Origin of the sequence: Amycolatopsis sacchari (assembly GCF_900114035.1) — a bacterium.
GTDB lineage: Bacteria > Actinomycetota > Actinomycetes > Mycobacteriales > Pseudonocardiaceae > Amycolatopsis_E > Amycolatopsis_E sacchari.
Map to the genome: position 1 here is coordinate 19545 of NZ_FORP01000009.1, position 17475 is coordinate 37019.

A 17475-nucleotide genomic window follows, 5' to 3' on the forward strand; every position below is an offset into this window, starting at 1 on the left:
ACACGCACTTTTGAGGGAGAGGGGCGCCGATGACGGGCCGGCTCGGCATCGACGACGTGACCCCGATGGTGAGCTGTGGCCAGTACCCGGCCAAAGCCGTTGTCGGAGAACACGTTCCGGTTTCCGCGACCGTGTGGCGGGAGGGGCACGACGCGCTCGCCGCCACCGTCACGTGGCGCGGGCCGAACGACCGGGTCGCCCGCCGCACCCGGATGACCGAGCAGGGCACCGGGCTCGACCGCTACACCGCGGTGATCGTGCCGGACTGCGAGGGCTTGTGGACGTTCCGCGTGGACGCCTGGAGCGACCCGTGGACCACGTGGCGGCACAACGTGAAGGTGAAGATCGCGGCCGGGCAGGGCGCCGAGGAGCTGTCCAACGACCTGGAGATCGGCGCGCAGCTGCTCGACCGCGTGTCCCGCCGCCCCGACCGCCGCCGCGAGCGCGCCCTGCTCGCCAGCGCCTCCGCCGCGCTGCGCGACTCGGTGCGGCTGCTCGCCGAACGGGTCGGGCCGGCGTTGTCCAACGACGTCGAGCGCGTGATGCACGAGTACCCGGTGCGCGAGCTGGTCACCAAGGGCAAGCCGGTCAAGGTCTGGGTGGACCGCGAGCGCGCCGCCTACGGGTCCTGGTACGAGTTCTTCCCCCGCTCGACCGGCGGCTGGGACGCCGAGGGCAGGCCGGTGCACGGCACGTTCGCCACCGCCACGAAGGAGCTCGACCGCATCGCGCGGATGGGCTTCGACGTCGTCTACCTCCCGCCGATCCACCCCATCGGCCGCGTGAACCGCAAGGGCCGCAACAACTCCGTCGTCGCCGAGGAGCACGACGTCGGCTCGCCGTGGGCCATCGGCTCGGACGAGGGCGGGCACGACGCGGTCCACCCGGAGCTGGGCACGATCGAGGACTTCGACACGTTCGTCGCGCGGGCCGAGGAGCTGGGCATGGAGGTCGCGCTCGACCTCGCCCTGCAGTGCGCCCCGGACCACCCCTGGGTGCTCAAGCACCCCGAGTTCTTCACGATGCGCCCCGACGGCACGATCGCGTACGCGGAGAACCCGCCGAAGAAGTACCAGGACATCTACCCGCTCAACTTCGACAACGACCCGCAGGCCATCTACAACGAGGTGCTGCGCGTCGTGCTGCACTGGGTCGAGCACGGGGTGCGGATCTTCCGGGTCGACAACCCGCACACCAAGCCGCCGGACTTCTGGGCCTGGCTGATCGCCACCGTCAAGGACGCGCACCCGGACGTGCTGTTCCTGTCGGAGGCGTTCACCCGGCCCGCGCGGCTGTGGGGGCTCGCGAAGCTGGGCTTCACCCAGAGCTACACGTATTTCACGTGGCGGACCAGTAAGGACGAGCTGGTCGAGTTCGGCCAGGACCTCGTCGACCACTGGGACGTCGGCAGGCCGAACCTGTTCGTCAACACGCCGGACATCCTGCACGAGTCGCTGCAGCGCGGCGGTCCGGGCATGTTCGCGTTGCGGGCGGCGCTGGCGGCGACGATGTCGCCGTCGTGGGGCGTGTACTCCGGGTTCGAGCTGTACGAGTGCCAGCCCGTGCGGGAGGGCAGCGAGGAGTACCTGAACTCCGAGAAGTACGAGCTGCGCCCGCGGGACTACGGCAAGGCGCTCGCCGAGGGCCGTTCGCTCGAACCGTGGCTGACCAAGCTGAACGCCATCCGGCGCGCGCACCCGGCGTTGCAGCAGATGCGCACGCTGCGGTTCCACCACATCGACAACGGTGGGCTGATCGCGTACTCGAAGCAGGACCCGGCCACGGGTGACACGGTCGTGGTCGTGGCGACGCTCAACCCGTTCGGCGCGGAGGAGGGCACCCTGTGGCTCGACCTGCCCGCGCTGGGTTTCGACTGGTACGACCGCGTGATCGCGCACGACGAGGTCACCGGTGAGACCTGGGACTGGGGACAGGCGAACTACGTGCGGCTCGAACCTTGGCGAGCCGTGGCGCACGTGGTGAGCCTGCAACGACGACTGGCCGGCTGACACCACAACGCGAGCAAGTCGAGGTGGGCACCCCCGTGCCGGCGAGGCGCACGGGGGTGGATGGGACGTACCCGGATTCCAGGTGGGACGAGGTGGAGTGATGGACGAAGAACCCCGGCCCGACGCGGCCCTCGGACTGGAGGGGGTGCCGCACACCGGTGAGGCACTGACCGAAGAGGGCATGCTGGTCGAGCCGCAGGCCGACGACTTCCAGTCGGCCAGGCAGGCGCCCGCGAACCCCATGTGGTACAAGGGCGCCGTCTTCTACGAGGTGCTGGTGCGCGCGTTCACCGACTCCAACGGGGACGGCACCGGCGACCTGCGCGGGCTGGCGAGCAGGCTCGACTACCTCGAATGGCTCGGGGTGGACTGCCTGTGGCTGCCGCCCTTCTACGCCTCGCCGCTGCGCGACGGCGGTTACGACATCTCCGACTTCCGCGCGGTGCTGCCCGAGTTCGGCACCGTCGAGGACTTCGTCTTCCTGCTCAACGAGGCGCACAAGCGCGGCATCCGCGTGATCACCGACCTCGTGCTCAACCACACCTCGGACCTGCACCCGTGGTTCCAGCAGTCCCGCACCGACCCCGACGGCCCGTACGGCGACTTCTACGTGTGGAGCGACGACGACTCCCGCTACGCCGACGCGCGCATCATCTTCGTCGACACCGAGACCTCGAACTGGACGTACGACCCGGTGCGCGGCCAGTTCTACTGGCACCGCTTCTTCAGCCACCAGCCCGACCTCAAATACGAGAACCCCGCCGTGCAGGAGGCGATGCTCGACGTCCTGCGGTTCTGGCTCAACCTCGGCATCGACGGGTTCCGCCTGGACGCCGTGCCCTACCTGTTCGAGCAGGAGGGCACCAACTGCGAGAACCTCCCCCGCACGCACGAGTTCCTCAAGCGCTGCCGCAAGGTCGTCGACGACGAGTACCCGGGCCGCGTGCTGCTCGCCGAGGCCAACCAGTGGCCCTCGGACGTCGTCGAGTACTTCGGTGACCCGGCCACCGGCGGCGACGAGTGCCACATGGCGTTCCACTTCCCGCTGATGCCGCGCATCTTCATGGCGGTGCGCCGCGAGTCGCGCTTCCCGATCTCGGAGATCCTGGCCCAGACGCCGAAGATCCCCGACAACTGCCAGTGGGGCATCTTCCTGCGCAACCACGACGAGCTGACGCTCGAGATGGTCAGCGACGAAGAACGCGACTACATGTACTCCGAGTACGCCAAGGACCCGCGGATGAAGGCCAACATCGGCATCCGCAGACGCCTCGCCCCGCTGCTGGAGAACGACCGGAACCAGCTCGAGTTGTTCACGGCCCTGTTGCTTTCCCTCCCGGGCTCGCCCGTCCTGTACTACGGTGACGAGATCGGCATGGGCGACAACATCTGGCTGGGTGACCGCGACGCGGTCCGCACGCCCATGCAGTGGACCCCGGACCGGAACGCGGGCTTCTCCTCCTGCGACCCGGGCCGGATCTACCTGCCCGTCATCATGGACCCCATCTACGGCTACCAGGCCATCAACGTGGAGGCGCAGCGTGACAGCGCTTCCTCGCTGCTCAACTGGACCCGCCGGATGATCGAGGTGCGCAAGCAGCACCACGCGTTCGCCGAGGGCGAGTTCGTCGAACTCGGCGGGTCCAACCCGAGCGTGCTGGCCTACAAGCGGACGTGGGTGCGGCCGGACGGACGGCAGGACGTGGTGCTGTGCGTCAACAATCTGTCCCGGTTCCCGCAGCCGGTGGAGCTGAACCTGGCCGAGCACGAGGGCTGCACGCCGATGGAACTCACCGGTGGTGTGTTGTTCCCCGACATCGGGGAACTGCCTTACCTGCTGACGCTGCCAGGGCACGGCTTCTACTGGTTCCAGCTGCTGGACGAGGACGCGAAGGCGAGGCGAGGTGACTGACGGTGAGCGATCCGGCTGAACTGATCGACCCCCTGGTGAGCGAACTCCCGACGTGGCTGCCCGGGCAGCGGTGGTTCGGCGGCAAGGACCGGCCGATTTCGTCGGTGCACCCGCTGGGCACGACCGTGCTGCAGGAAGGCGATCCCCTGCTGCTGCACATGATCGTCGAGGTGCGGCAGGACGACCGGGTCACCCCGTACCAGCTGCTGGTGGCGAGCAGGGAGAAGCTGCCGGAGTACCTGGGGTCCAGCTGGATCGGCACCGAGCGCGGCCGGCCCTGCTACGAGGCGACGGGCGACGCGGACGTCACGGGGCGGCTGCTCGACCTCATCGCCGAGGGGGCGGACGTGGGGTCGATGCAGTTCCGCCACGAGCCGGGCGCCGAGGTGCGGGGCGGATTGCGGGGCCGCCCCATCACCTCCGAACAGAGCAACACGTCGCTGGTCTACGGCGGCACCTACATCCTCAAGCTGTTCCGCAAGGTCGCGCCGGGCGAGAACCCGGACCTGCGGCTGCACCGCGCGTTGCAGGAGCAGGGGTGCGAGCACATCGCGCCCCTGCTGGGCAGCATCACCGGTGACCTGCACGGCGAGCCCGCCACGCTGGGCATGCTGCAGCGGTTCATCTCCGACGCGGTGGACGGCTGGGCGATGGCGACCACGAGCGTCCGGGACCTGATGGCCGACCCGGAGCTGCCGCCGGACCAGGTGGGTGGCGATTTCGCGGGCGAGTCGCAGCGGCTGGGGCAGGCCGTCGCGAACGTCCACAACGACCTGCGCCGCGCGCTGGGCGAGCAGGTGGCCGACGCCGAGCACATCGACCGCGTGGTCAAGGCGATGCACAGCAGGCTCGACACGGTGGTGGCCGCTGTGCCGCAGCTGGCCGAGCACGCCCCGGCGTTGCGTGCCGCCTTCGACAGGCTGCGTGAGCTCGACGCCCCGGTCCCCATGCAGTTCATCCACGGCGACCTGCACCTGGGCCAGGTGCTCCGCACCGTGACCGGCTGGCTGCTGCTCGACTTCGAGGGCGAGCCCGCGGCGACGCTCGCGGAGCGGTCGGCGTTGCGCTCGCCGTTGCGTGACGTGGCGGGCATGCTGCGGTCTTTCGACTACGCCGCGCACCAGATGCTGCTGGGTGAGCAGGGCGAGGACCCGAAGCTCACCGAACGGGCCCTGGAGTGGGCGCGGCGCAACCGCGCGGCGTTCTGCGAGGGCTACGCGAAAGCCGCCGCGGATTCCCTCGGCGACCCCCGCTCGCACGGCGATCTGCTGCGCGCGCTGGAACTGGACAAGGCGGTCTACGAGGTCGCCTACGAACACGCGAACCGGCCGGAATGGCTCGGCGTGCCGCTCGCGTCGATCGCCCGGATCAGCTCAGGAGGCGAGTAACCCGTGACCGAACTGCCCGCCGGCGCCCCGGCCCCCGCGGACATCGACCGGCTGCTGGACGGATCGCACCACGATCCGCATTCGGTCCTCGGCGTGCACACGGTCGGGGACGAGGTGGTGGTGCGCGCGTTGCAGCCGCACGCGCGAGCCGTGACCGTGGTGGCGGCCGACCACAAGTTCGAGCTGACGCGGGTGGTGGACGGCCTGTTCTCCGGCACGGTGCCGGAGAACCCCGGTGACTACCGCCTGGAGGTCGATTTCGACGGGCACGTCGTGGAGATCGACGATCCGTACCGTTGGCTGCCCACCGTCGGCGAGCTGGATCGCCACCTGATCGGCGAGGGCAGGCACGAGCGGCTGTGGGATGTGCTGGGTGCGCACGTGCGCCGGTACGACACGCCGCACGGGACCGTCGAGGGCGTGTCGTTCGCGGTGTGGGCGCCGACCGCGCGCGGGGTGCGCGTGATCGGTGATTTCAACGGCTGGGACGGGCGGGCGCACATGATGCGTTCGCTGGGGTCGTCCGGTGTGTGGGAGATCTTCGTCCCGGGGCTCGGGGCGGGGATCTGTTACAAGTACCGGATCCTGGGCGCGGACGGGCACTGGCACGAGAAGGCGGATCCGCTGGCGTTCGCGACGGAGCGCCCGCCGAAGACCGCGTCGGTCGTGGCCGAGTCGTCGTACGAGTGGGGTGACGACGAGTGGCTGGCCCAGCGGGCGGCGACGAACTGGGCGAACGCGCCGATGAGCATCTACGAGGTGCACCTGGGTTCGTGGCGGCAGGGGCTGGGGTACCGCGAGCTGGCGGATGAGCTGGCGGACTACGTCGAGGAGACGGGTTTCACGCACGTCGAGTTGCTGCCGATCGCGGAGCACCCGTTCGGTGGTTCGTGGGGTTACCAGGTTACGTCGTACTACGCGCCGACGGCCCGGTTCGGTTCGCCGGACGATTTCCGGTATTTCGTGGACAGGTTGCACCAGCGCGGGATCGGTGTGCTGGTGGACTGGGTGCCGGCGCATTTCCCGAAGGACAGCTGGGCACTGGCGCGGTTCGACGGGACGCCGTTGTACGAGCACGCGGATCCCCGGAGGGGTGAGCAGCCGGACTGGGGCACGTACGTGTTCGACTTCGGGCGCAACGAGGTGCGGAACTTCCTGGTGGCCAACGCGCTGTACTGGCTGGAGGAGTTCCACCTCGACGGGCTGCGCGTGGACGCGGTGGCGTCGATGTTGTACCTGGACTACTCGCGGCCGGAGGGCCAGTGGGTGCCGAACGAGTACGGGGGCCGGGAGAACCTCGACGCGGTGCGGTTCCTGCAGGAGCTGAACGCGACTGTCTACAAGCGACACCCGGGTGCCGTGATGGTGGCGGAGGAGTCGACGGCCTGGCCGGGCGTGTCGAGGCCGACCCACCTGGGTGGGCTCGGGTTCGGGTTCAAGTGGAACATGGGCTGGATGCACGACACGCTGCACTATTTGCAGCACGATCCGGTGCACCGCATGTACCACCACAACGAGATGACGTTTTCATTGGTGTACGCCTGGAGCGAGAATTTCGTGCTGCCGTTGTCGCATGACGAGGTGGTGCACGGCAAGGGTTCGCTGTGGGGCCGCATGCCGGGTGATGACTGGAACAAGGCGGCGGGCGTGCGTTCGTTGCTGGCGTTCATGTGGGCGCATCCGGGGAAGCAGTTGTTGTTCATGGGCGGGGAGTTCGGGCAGGAGCAGGAGTGGTCGGAGGAGCGTTCGCTGGACTGGTACCTGCTGGACCAGCCCCTGCACGCCGGCGTCCGGCGGCTCCTGGCGGATCTGAACGGGGTTTACCGTCAGACGCCGGCCCTGTACAGCACGGACACGAAGCCGGAAGGCTTCCAGTGGATCGACGCCAACGACGCGAACAACAATGTCGTGAGCTTCCTCCGCATCGGTGAGGATGGTTCACAGCTGGCCTGCGTGGCCAACTTCGCGGGCATGCCCCACCACGACTACCGCGTAGGCCTGCCCAAAGCAGGCCGCTGGCGCGAGCTGGTGAACACAGACGCCGAGACGTATGGCGGTTCCGGCGTGGGCAACTACGGCACAGTCGAAGCGGCGGAGGAGCCGTGGCACGGCATGCCCGCGTCCGCGGTGCTGCAGCTCCCCCCGGCGGGGGTTCTCTGGCTCACGCCGGAGTGATCCGGGAGGGGTTCTCGGGTCACGCCGGAGTGACCCCGGGGAGGGGGGTTCTCTGGCTCGCCCCGGAGTGACCCCGGGCCCGGGTTTCCTGGCCACGCCGGAGTCATCCGGGGCAGGGATTTTCGGTTCGCTCCGGAGTCGCTGCCGCAGGGGGTTGGTCGCGGGCGGGGGTTTCCTGGCCACGCTGGAGTTGCCGCCGCGGGGGTCGGTCGCGGGCAGGGGTTTCCGGGTCGCTCCGGAGTCGCTGCCGCCTCGCGGGGGTCGTGGGCAGGCCTCCTACGGCCACTCGGCGGTGGTCGCGGCTCGAGGTCCTCTGCGCACCGCACACCGATCACCGCCAGGGAGCCCTGGCGGCCCCGCGATGGTCGCAGCCAGTCCTCCTGCGGCCGCCCCGCGGTGGTCGGCAGCAGCCGGGCTGCGGCCGCTAACAACTCGCCCGCCCCACCCAACTGGCATGCCCGCCCCCTGCCGGAAATGCTGGAAAGCCGCCATGCCGCAACCCGCTCATCCCGGCACGTAGCCGCGCGACCGATAGCGCCGCGAGATCACATTCCGCCCAGGGCAATCCCGGGCCACCGCCACCGCCACCGACGATGCCGCAACTACCTCAGGACGCGTCGCACGAAACCGTGGGTCGCCCCGGCGCACTTCCGGACATCGCCGCGACGAACCCGAACGAGGTGGTGCCGTTCGGCGAAACGACCGCGTTGTAGCTCGCGTTCGTCACCGTCACCGCGCCGCCCTCACGGACCAGCGTGCCGTTCCACAGGTTGTTGATGCTCTCGCCCGAAGGCAATTGCCAGCGCACGGCCCAGCCGGTCAACCCGCGACCACCGTCAGCGCGAACGGTCACCTCGACCTGGTACCCGTTCGGCCAGGAGTTCGTGACCCGGTAGTCCGCGACACAGCCGGAATCGGGCGTGGGCGAAGTACTGGCTGGCGCCGGTGGTGGCACAGCGGAAACAGGTTGTCCCGATGCCGCAGTCGTATCATCTCCCCCTCTGAGCAAGCTGCCGACAACCCCGCCTATCCCTAGCAGCGCCACGGCACCTACTCCTGCGAAGACCAGTCGCCGTGACGGTTTTCGCCGCGCGGGCAACAGCAAGGTCGGATCTCGGGGCGGCGGAGCAGGCCTGCCCTCCGCGACCGCGTTCAGCGCCTCTTCCACCTCCTCCATCCTCGGCCGCTCGTGCGGCTCAGACCGCAGCATCCGGCTCAGCACATCCGTCAGTGGCCCCGCCTGCCGTGGTGGCACCACCTCACCCCGCGCCGCGCGCTGCAACAACGCGTACGGGTTCTCGTCGCGCCCGAACGGTGGTGCTCCTTCGACCGCGAAGTACAGGGTCGCGCCGAGCGAGAAGACGTCCGACGCGAACACCGCCTCACCACCGCCCGCGACCTCCGGCGCGAGGAACGCGGGAGTCCCGGCTATGACCCCACCACCCGTGACCGTGCCTTCGCCGACAGCGCGTGAAATCCCGAAGTCGGCCAGCTTCGCCGTGCCGTCTGGAGTGATGAGCACGTTCCCCGGCGTGACGTCCCGGTGCACGATCCCCTCGACGTGGGCCGCGGCGAGAGCCGACGCCACTTGCCTCCCGATACCCGCCACATAGGCGGGCTCCAAAGGCCCTCGCTCGGCGCTGAGCGCGGCCAAGCTTCGCGACGGCAAGTACTCCAGCACCAGGCACGGTTTTCCGTCGTGTTCGACCACGTCGTGCACGGTGATGGCGTGCGGGTGCCGCAACCTCGCCGCAACCCGGCCTTCCCGAATCGCCCGGCGTACCGCCTGCTCCGCGGTCTCCGCATCGACAGTCTCGTCAAGCACCAGCTGCTTCACAGCGACGGTCCGGTCGAGGCGCTCGTCCCGCGCCTGCCACACCACACCCATCGAGCCACGGCCGATCCGGGACACCAGCCGGTACCGTCCTGCGATCAACTCGCCTTCGGCGGTCACGTCTCCTCCGGTCCCACGGTTCCGAACGGTCATTCTAGGTATCCACCGTTCAGAGAACGTGAACCGTCATCGGGCTTCCTCGCTCACCTCGTCTTCCTTCTCCTCCTCGGCCCCACTACTGGCCGCTCGTTGTGCCACTTGTGCCCATCCCGCTGTCCTCAGCCGGACCGGCGCGGCGGGGATCGTGGCCGAACCGCACACGCACAACGGACACGGCCGAAGGCGTATGCCTGTTCGCTGTCGCCGGCTCGCAGTCGGCCGCCGTCGCTCGCCGGCAACGCAGGAGGCCCGGCGACGAGTACCGGCATCTCCACGCGCGCCCTCCACAGGGCCCAGCCCGACGGCGCGAGCCGGGACCGTGCCTGCCGCCCGTCAGCATGTCCACGCGCTTCCCCTTCAAAGCCTGCCCGCAGCTTGCGGGAATCGCTGCAGCGTCCCGACGCCACGACCTCCAGCGCCGTTTCGCCTAGGCGTTCGATCAAGGCGGGAGCACGTCGAAGAAGCAGCCGGAAAACGCTGCCACCAAGCAACTTCCGGCACGGCTCAAGCAAACCGTCCACTATGGACTCGATCATGATTATCCCCCTCGTTTCGCGATTGACACCACTATGGATGCGACCACCGACAAAAACGGGGGTTTCCGGAAACGTTCACCAGATAGGTTGAAAGAGGTTGCGCTCAGAACGTCAGCGAGTGGTACAGCTTGATATGCGACCGCGCCGCCGCACTCCACGTGTAGCGGGCGGCCAGGGCTTCACCCGCCGCCTTCCGCGCCGGGTCCGGTTCTGCGAGTGCCCGCGCCAGCTCACGCGCCAAACCCGCCGCATCGGACCCGAAGCCCGCCACACCACCGAAAACCTCACGCATCACCGGAAGATCGCTCGTCACCAGGGGGACTCCGGCCGCGACGGCTTCCATCGCCGCCAGGCCGAAACCCTCCTTGATCGACGGGAAGGCGAACACTCCCGCAGCTGCCACCAGGAAAGGAAGCTCGTCATGAGCCACAGGTCCCAGTACGACCGGCGACACGCCCAGCTCCGCCGCGCGCTGCTCCCACCGCGTGCGGTAGTCGCGGTAGTCGAACAGCGTCTCGCCGCCCGCGATCACCAACCGCACGTCCGGCTCGGCAAGGCGGGCAAAGGCTTCCAGCAGCTCGAGCGAGCCCTTTCGGGGCTCGATACCGCCCACCGAGAGCACATACCGGCCCAGGCGCTCCCGCCACCGCTGCCGAGCGGGGGCCGACTCGGGAGAGGCGGCGGCAGCGAATCGTCCTGCTTCCACACCGTTGGGGATCACCGTGGCCTTGATACCCCAGCCGGTGGCCAGTTCATCGGCCACGGCCGCCGACACGCACACGTGAGCGTAGGGACGAACGATCGCCCGTTCATGGCAGGCGGCCAGCTCCGGTGTCGTGAAGTGGTCGATGTGGTGCACCGTGCGAACACACCGGTCCACCGCGTTCGCGCTGATGCAGTCCTGGGCGTGCACGATGTCATAGCCCGCGGGGTCGAAGGCGTCGCGAAGCGCGTCGATCGAGCGAAGGATGCGAGGGCCCACTCCCTCACCGTCCACGTCCGGAAACGGCACGACGCGCACTGTCACCGCCGGGTCGACAGGTCGGAAGAAGCCGCTGTCCCCACCGCGGCCCAGCGTCCAGACCGTGACGTCCTGCCCCTCCGCCGCGAGTGCCTCGGCGAGCGCGAGCGTGTGCACCACTCCCCCGCGCGGTTTCGTCGAGTAGCTCAGCAGGGCAATCCTCATGCCGTTCCCTCGTTCCGGAAGCGCCGGCAGTCAACTCCGCCGGGCTCCCACGTAAACCTCTGGCTTGCGCTCATCCAGGTGCTTGAGAACGCGGCGGGCCGTGGCGATCTCGGCCTGGACGTCGAGTTCGGCCACCGCGATCCCCGCCTTCGCCCAGGTCCGCGCGAGGATGTCACCGCCGGGCCCGACCACCTTCGCCTGGCCGAGGAACCGCATCCCGCCCATGGCGCCGGTCTGGTTCGAAGAGGCCAGCACCACCTGGTTCTCGGCAGCCCTCGCCTGGTCGTACAGGTCGAACAGCCGGGACTGCCGGTCCTGCGCCATGCGCGGCGCGCGGTTGGTGATGCTGGTCGGCCAGGCCGACAGGCAGGCGAGTACTTCGGCACCGTCGATGGCCAACGTGCGGGCCGACTCGGGGAACGTCTTGTCGTAGTCGATGAGCATCCCCAGACGGCCGATCGGGGTGTCGAACGCGGCGAAGCGCTCGCCCGGCGCGTACGCGGCCGATTCGCCCGCCGGCTGGTGCACCTTCCGGTGCCGGCCCAGTACTCCGTCACCGGTGACGCAGACCGCGGAGTTGTACCTCGACTCGCCCTCCGCCTCGCAGAACCCGAGACACACCACCATTTCAGCGGCCAGTGCGGCGACTTTCGCGATCTCCGGTCCCTCGATTTCGAGCGCCGGCGGCAGAGCCTCCGGGTCGGGATGCCGCAGATCGGCGAGGTACCCACCCAGCGCCGCGTCCGGCAGGACCAGCAACGAGACGCCGGAACTGCGGGCGTGCTCGATCAGCGTCGCGATGCGCTGCAGGTCGAAGTCCAGGTCGCGGCCGAAATGCGCGGCCACCGCACCGATCCGGATGAGGCCCATGAGCCCTAGTATCTCGTCCCGGCGAATTCTTCCTCGACGCCCAGCCCGGGATAGGCCTCTGGCCTGCGGTCCCGTAGGTGGCCCATCGAACGCCGGGCGGTCTCCAGTGCCTCCTTGACGTCCAGTTCGGTCACGGCCATGCCCTCGGCGACGCCCGTGTCGGACAGAATTTCGCCACCAGGGTCGACCACCTTCGCACTGGCCACGAACCTGAGCGAGCCGAAGGTGCCGGACTGGTTCGCCGAAAGCCACACGATCTGGTTTTCGAGCGCCCTGGCCCGGTCGAACAGGTCGAACCGGCGTTTCCACCGGTCCTGCGCGAGATCCGCGGCAGGATTCGTACGGCTGCCCGGCCAAGCCGAGATGCACACCCCGATCTCGGCGCCGTCGAGCGCGAGGGCACGCGCGGACTCGGGAAACGCCTTGTCGTAGCAGATCATGGTGCCGAGGCGGCCGACCGGTGTGTCGAAGGCGGCGAACGACTGGCCCGCACCATAGCTGGCGTCCTCCGACAGCGGCTGGTGCACCTTGCGGTGGTTGCCGAGCACTCCGTCTCCGTGCACGCACACGGCGCTGTTGTAGAGGCGGTCACCCGAGTCCTCGCAGTACCCGGCCACCACCACCATGTCACCGGCCAGCTTGCGGAGGCGTTCGATCTCGGGGCCGTCGAGACGCAGGGGTGGTGGTCCCTCGGCACCGCCGTCGAGGTTGGCGAGGTAGCCACCCAGGCAAGCCTCGGGCAGGGCAAGCAGGCCGACGCCCTCGGCGCGAGCCTTCTCGACGAGATGGCGGATCCGCGCGAAGTCCTCGTCCAAGTCCCGATCGAAAGGAGCCGCCACAGCGGCCATGCGCAAGGTCGTCATGCCCTTCCCAATCCAGTCACGCCCCCGGTGAGCACTTCCGTACGTTCCCCGTCCGGCCAGCACAGCGCCACGCCTCGGCCAGGGATCAACCGTCCACATGGGACGGACGCTGCGGGGCCGGCGTCGAGCGCGCCGGCGCCCGGTTCGTCCGTCGTCAGCATCGCGAACCCCGGAAAGCAGGTGAGCCAATCGCCCATACTCGTCCCGTTCGGCCTCGGTATCCGTGCCAGGTCGAGCTCGGCACCGCAGCCGCTGGCTTCGGCGAGCATGCCGAGCGTCCCGGCAACGCCCGCCATCGACACGTCCTTCGCCGCCGCTGGACGGGCTCGGCTAACGGCGCCGAGCATGGCGCGCAGCTCCGGCGTGCGGCGGAAGCTGCTCGAGTCCCACTGTCGTCCGGCGTATCCCGGGCGCCACCGGCCGTCCAGGTCGGCGGTGAGACGCACCTCGTGCCCGGGACGGCCGCCTCCCCCAGGCACCGGGTGAACCGTGCGGCCCAGGGCGGTGACGGACAGGGCCGCGGGGACCCCGAACTGGGTGTGGCCTCCGAGCACGGGAACTCCGTAGGCGTCGCTGGCCCGGCGCAGTCCGGTGAGTACCCGGCTTGCGAAGGACCTGTCACGGGCGCCTAGCGCGTCGAGCAGGCCGACGGGTTCCGCGCCCATGGCCGCGAGGTCGTTGACGTTGACCAGCACCGAGCACCATCCGGCCCACTCCGGATCGCGTTCGACCATCGACGGGACGATCGCATCGCACGCGGCGACGAGGTCGCTGCCAGGCACGGGGACCCCGTCATCACCGACGAAGCCGGGGACGCCGGTGAGTCCGGTGAGCAGCGGGCCGAGGTCACGCTTGGTGGCGTCGGCCAGGGCCTGGATGCGGCCGACGGGCCACCGCATGAGGACGTGCGGTGCGCCGGCGACCGTGACGCGTCGAACGGCACGCCAGCCGAGCCGGGTGAACAGCGGTTCGTTGCGAAGCTGCACGGTCGCTTCGAAGCGCAACACCCCGGCGTCCTCGGCACGGGCACAGGCGGCACGGACGAGGGCAGGGCCGACGCTGCCGCGGCTGGCCGGTGCGACGACCAGGCGGCCGCCGTACCACCAGCCGAGATCCGGGCCGTCAAGCTGCGCGGGGCCGAGCCGGACGCCGCCGATGACGGCGCCCTCCCGGTCACGGGCGACGAGGACGACGGTGCGTGGGTCCTCGTCGTGCTCGTCGAGGTCGTGGTCCTCGAACAGGCCCTGTTCCTCGACGAACACCTGGCGGCGCAGGGCGTGGTACGCCGCAATGGTCACCGCGTCCGCCGCCTGCTCGATGTGGAAGGCGGGCTGGCGTTCGAGGCTGACGGGATCGCCGAGGATGGCCAGAACGTCGCGCATGTCAGCCTCCTGCCGTGCTCAAGGCACCGCACGCGCCGCAGGCGGCACAGCCGGCTTCCTGGTCCGAGCCCTTCATGCCGGCTGCCCGGAGCAGGGCCGCGACGCGCTCGGTGACGTCACGGACCAGGGCAGGTGACGGCGCCTTGGCACCGTCCCGGCGGGCGAGGGTGCCCGCCATCGGACGCATGGGCACGACGAACGGATAGACGCCACGCTCGATCAACCCTGCCGCCCCGGCGACGAGTTCGTCCGGGTTCTCACCCAAACCGACAAGGAGGTACGTCGACACTCGATTCCGACCGAACACGCGCACGGCCTCGTCCCAGGCCGCTTCGTACTCGCTCATCGGGACCGTGGACTTGCCCGGCATCCAGCGCCGGCGTACGTCGTCGTCCAAGGACTCCACGTGGATGCCGATAGAGGTCGCACCGGCTTCTCGCAGCTCGGTGAGTACTGCGAGGTCTCCCGGCGGTTCGATCTGCACCTGGATCGGCAGACCGGGCACCGCGGCGAGCACCGCCCGCACACAGCGAACGAGATGCCGGGCACCGCGGTCGGGTCCCGCGGTGGTGCCGGTGGTCATGACCATCTGCCGGACGCCGTCGAGCCGGACGGCCGCCTCCGCGACCTCGGCCAGCTGCGCGGGGGTTTTCGCGGCGATGGTCGAGCCCGCGTGCAGCGACTCCTCGATCGTGCAGAACCGGCAACGCTGGTCCTCGGCATAGCGGATGCAGGTCTGCACGACCGTGGTCGCGAGGACGTCTCGTCCGTGCAGCAGCGCGATCTTGCGGTAGGGCACGCCGTCGGCCGTGGTCAGGTCGTAGAACTTCGGGCGGGCCACCGGTTCCACGGACAACCCGAGATCGATGCGGCCTTCATAGACCCGTCCGCCGCGGAGGGTGTACGGGCTCGCGGGGTTGAGGGGCAGCGCAGCGTTGGCACCGTCGACGAGCAGGTGACCGTCGTCGCTCGGGCCCGCGCCCTTGCTGCGCTGCACGGGCGCGTCCCAGCGGACGCCCCGCACCGCGAGGTCCACCCTCACCCGGACGGGGTCCAGGTCCGGGCCTGGGTGTCGAGCGTCTTCGCCGACGACAGGGGATGACGGCATGGCCGGTTCGCCTTCGGTGCCAACGCGCACTGCGGCCTCCTAGAACATGTAGGTCGAGTTGATGACGGCGCCCTTGCGGGCGTAATGGATCAAGGCGTCCTGCACGTCCAGCGGGTGCGTGGGGATGACGCCCTCGATCAGGTCCTCCTCCCGGGCGCCGTGCAGCGACAGCCCGAACCGGCAGCAGTACACCTTGCCGCCTTCGGCGATGAACGTCTTGAGCTGATCGTTGATGTTCATCTCACCGGGGAAGGCCGCGTTTCCGGTCGTCGGGAAACCACGCGTTGCCAGGCAGTTCAGCGATCCCGGGCCGTAGAAGTAGATCGCGGTCTCGAATCCCTTGCGCAGCGCTCGGGTCGCCTGCAGGATCGCCACGAAACTCACCGACGACTCGTGGGCGATACCGTGCACGAGGGTGAAGTAGCTCTCGCCGTTTTCCGCCTTGTAGTCGGGAAAAACCTTCGTCCCGCCGTACAGGCTAGATCCTTCGGGGAGGGAGGGGTGCGGAACCTCTTCGAGGCTCTTCTGCTCCAGGTCGGTCAGCTCGGGCATACCAGCTCCTTTTGTTCCTTCGATTTCTTCGTGATCAGCCGTAGAGTTTTTCGAAGTTCTCCCGGAACACCAGTCCGGAGAGCTCACCGTCACCGGTGGCCGCCCGCATGCGGGCGTACTCCCCTTCCCGGTCGCCCCAGGGCTCGTCGCTCGCGAAGAGGATCCGGTCGTGACCGATGCCGCGCCGGGAAACCTCTTCCGCCAGCCATCGGGGCGCGAACCCGATGGCCCACGACAAGTCCGTGTAGACCCGCTTTCCCGCTTCGATCCAGTCGAAGAACCGGGAACCGGCGAGCTTGATGTGACCGCTCATACCGCCGCCGAAGTGCACCAGGTGAACGGCGACGTGATCCCCGTACCACTCGACGAGGTTGCCGACCTCGTCGATGTCGGACGCAGCACCCGGCGACGTGTGCACGTGCACCACCAGATCACGCTCGCGGGCGACGGCAAAGATCCGGTCGAGCATCGGTCGGCAGCTCGGGTCGCTCGCGCGGCCACCGAGCAGGAAGCTGAGTTTGAGCGCCTTAACCCCCTGCTCCGCCGCCAGTGCGAGCGCGGCCTCCGTGCGTTCCAAGTCGCTCGGCAGCGGTGAAACCCACAGCGCGGCACGGATCCGGTCGTCGGTCTGGGCCGCTTCGACGCACAACTCGTTGAAGGCGAACGAAACTCCGGGGCTCGGCACGCCGTAGTTGGGGATGACGAGCGCGCGTTCGGTGCCTTCGGCGTCGAGGTCGGCGATCAGTTCGGCGATCGTCGCCCGGGCTTTCGTGTCGGGGTTGACGGCGGGGCCGCCGTAGAACGGGTACGCCGGCAGCACGCCGAGGTGGCGATGCGCGTCGAATACCATGATCGATTTCCTAGGGTCGGGAGCCGGGATGTGAAGTTCGGTCGGGGTGTGGCGTATTTCGGTTGGTGGGTGGCGGGGCGCGGCGGGGACGGCCCGGATTCACGTGGCGGTGGGTCGGCGACGTGACACGGTCGAGGTAGCGCTGCCGGAGGAGTCAGGACGAGACGGCGGTCCGGCGGAGACCGCGGAATCCGCCGAGGATGGGGATGGGGCTGGGGCCGGGGCTGGGGCCGGAGCCGGGGCTGGGGCGAGTAGGGATTGGGCGAGGGTGTCGGTGCCTGTCAGGTTGGGGGCGGCGTGCGTGCCTTCCCTGCAGGGCGTTCACCTGCGGAGCCAGGCGGGTAGCCGTGCAAGAGGATGCGCCGGGACAGCCGGGCAGCCCACGTGACCCGGCCGGGCCGAGCGGCACCCAACCGAACCGAGCCGCGCCGACCTCGCCGAGCGCCTGGGTGCGCCGTGCGGCCCACCGCGGCACCCAGCCAAACCGAGCGGCGCCAGCCTCGCCGAGCGTCGGGGCGTGCTGCGGCCCATCGCTGCGCCGACCTCGCCGAGCACCGGGGCATGCCGCGCGGCCCACCCGAACCGACCAACCGAGCCGCGCCAACCCAGCCGAACGCCGGGGCGTGCCGAGCGGCACCGGCCCAGCCAAGC

12 protein-coding genes are annotated in these 17475 nt (G+C 69.4%); 4 read left to right on the forward strand and 8 right to left on the reverse strand.

Annotated features, from left to right (window positions below):
- Positions 1 to 29: 29 nt before the first annotated feature.
- The 4 genes from BMZ92_RS16940 to glgB all read left to right on the forward strand — a co-directional run bounded on the left by BMZ92_RS16940 (position 30) and on the right by glgB (position 7484).
- A complete protein-coding gene (locus tag BMZ92_RS16940) occupies positions 30 to 2009 on the forward strand; it encodes an alpha-1,4-glucan--maltose-1-phosphate maltosyltransferase (protein ID WP_091508503.1) in 1980 nt (659 codons plus the stop codon).
- Positions 2010 to 2109: 100 nt separating this feature from the next.
- Positions 2110 to 3921 carry a maltose alpha-D-glucosyltransferase gene (treS, locus tag BMZ92_RS16945; RefSeq protein ID WP_091508506.1) on the forward strand — a complete coding sequence of 604 codons (1812 nt, stop codon included), beginning with the start codon at positions 2110 to 2112 and terminating at the stop codon, positions 3919 to 3921.
- A gap of 2 nt (positions 3922 to 3923) precedes the next feature.
- A complete protein-coding gene (locus BMZ92_RS16950) occupies positions 3924 to 5309 on the forward strand; it encodes a maltokinase N-terminal cap-like domain-containing protein (protein WP_091508507.1) in 1386 nt (461 codons plus the stop codon).
- A 3-nt stretch (positions 5310 to 5312) separates the two neighbouring features.
- The gene (gene glgB, locus BMZ92_RS16955; protein WP_091508510.1) at positions 5313 to 7484 is read left to right on the forward strand and encodes a 1,4-alpha-glucan branching protein GlgB; all 2172 of its coding nucleotides are present in this window, start codon (positions 5313 to 5315) and stop codon (positions 7482 to 7484) included.
- 607 nt (positions 7485 to 8091) lie between these two features.
- Here glgB and BMZ92_RS16960 read toward each other — a convergent pair.
- From BMZ92_RS16960 to BMZ92_RS16995, 8 genes are all read right to left on the reverse strand, one after another.
- Positions 8092 to 9438 carry a protein kinase domain-containing protein gene (locus BMZ92_RS16960; RefSeq protein WP_091508512.1) on the reverse strand — a complete coding sequence of 449 codons (1347 nt, stop codon included), beginning with the start codon at positions 9436 to 9438 and terminating at the stop codon, positions 8092 to 8094.
- A 678-nt stretch (positions 9439 to 10116) separates the two neighbouring features.
- Positions 10117 to 11199 carry an MSMEG_0565 family glycosyltransferase gene (locus BMZ92_RS16965; protein WP_091508515.1) on the reverse strand — a complete coding sequence of 361 codons (1083 nt, stop codon included), beginning with the start codon at positions 11197 to 11199 and terminating at the stop codon, positions 10117 to 10119.
- Between the two features lie 30 nt (positions 11200 to 11229).
- On the reverse strand, positions 11230 to 12069 hold the full coding sequence (locus BMZ92_RS16970; protein ID WP_091508518.1) for a carbon-nitrogen hydrolase family protein: 840 nt from the start codon (positions 12067 to 12069) through the stop codon (positions 11230 to 11232).
- A gap of 5 nt (positions 12070 to 12074) precedes the next feature.
- Complete coding sequence (locus BMZ92_RS16975; RefSeq protein WP_091508521.1) at positions 12075 to 12932, reverse strand: carbon-nitrogen hydrolase family protein; 858 nt, start codon at positions 12930 to 12932, stop codon at positions 12075 to 12077.
- On the reverse strand, positions 12929 to 14314 hold the full coding sequence (locus BMZ92_RS16980) for an MSMEG_0567/sll0787 family protein (RefSeq protein WP_091508522.1): 1386 nt from the start codon (positions 14312 to 14314) through the stop codon (positions 12929 to 12931). Before BMZ92_RS16980 ends, BMZ92_RS16975 begins: the two co-directional genes overlap by 4 nt.
- A 1-nt stretch (position 14315) precedes the next feature.
- Positions 14316 to 15356, reverse strand: coding sequence for an MSMEG_0568 family radical SAM protein (locus BMZ92_RS16985; RefSeq protein ID WP_245783098.1), 1041 nt, complete (start codon positions 15354 to 15356; stop codon positions 14316 to 14318).
- Positions 15357 to 15461: 105 nt separating this feature from the next.
- Positions 15462 to 15974, reverse strand: a complete 513-nt coding sequence (locus BMZ92_RS16990; protein ID WP_091508525.1) for an MSMEG_0572/Sll0783 family nitrogen starvation response protein — start codon at positions 15972 to 15974, stop codon at positions 15462 to 15464.
- Positions 15975 to 16008: 34 nt separating this feature from the next.
- Positions 16009 to 16824 carry an amidohydrolase family protein gene (locus BMZ92_RS16995; protein WP_177228738.1) on the reverse strand — a complete coding sequence of 272 codons (816 nt, stop codon included), beginning with the start codon at positions 16822 to 16824 and terminating at the stop codon, positions 16009 to 16011.
- Positions 16825 to 17475: the final 651 nt, after the last annotated feature.

Bases quoted from the DNA above. Each gene is read 5' to 3' on its own strand.
- BMZ92_RS16940 (WP_091508503.1), top strand. From the start codon at position 30: ATGACGGGCCGGCTCGGCATCGACGACGTGACCCCGATGGTGAGCTGT.
- treS (WP_091508506.1), top strand. From the start codon at position 2,110: ATGGACGAAGAACCCCGGCCCGACGCGGCCCTCGGACTGGAGGGGGTG.
- BMZ92_RS16965 (WP_091508515.1), bottom strand. From the start codon at position 11,199: ATGAGGATTGCCCTGCTGAGCTACTCGACGAAACCGCGCGGGGGAGTG.
- BMZ92_RS16970 (WP_091508518.1), bottom strand. From the start codon at position 12,069: ATGGGCCTCATCCGGATCGGTGCGGTGGCCGCGCATTTCGGCCGCGAC.
- BMZ92_RS16975 (WP_091508521.1), bottom strand. From the start codon at position 12,932: ATGACGACCTTGCGCATGGCCGCTGTGGCGGCTCCTTTCGATCGGGAC.
- BMZ92_RS16980 (WP_091508522.1), bottom strand. From the start codon at position 14,314: ATGCGCGACGTTCTGGCCATCCTCGGCGATCCCGTCAGCCTCGAACGC.
- BMZ92_RS16990 (WP_091508525.1), bottom strand. From the start codon at position 15,974: ATGCCCGAGCTGACCGACCTGGAGCAGAAGAGCCTCGAAGAGGTTCCG.
- BMZ92_RS16995 (WP_177228738.1), bottom strand. From the start codon at position 16,824: ATGGTATTCGACGCGCATCGCCACCTCGGCGTGCTGCCGGCGTACCCG.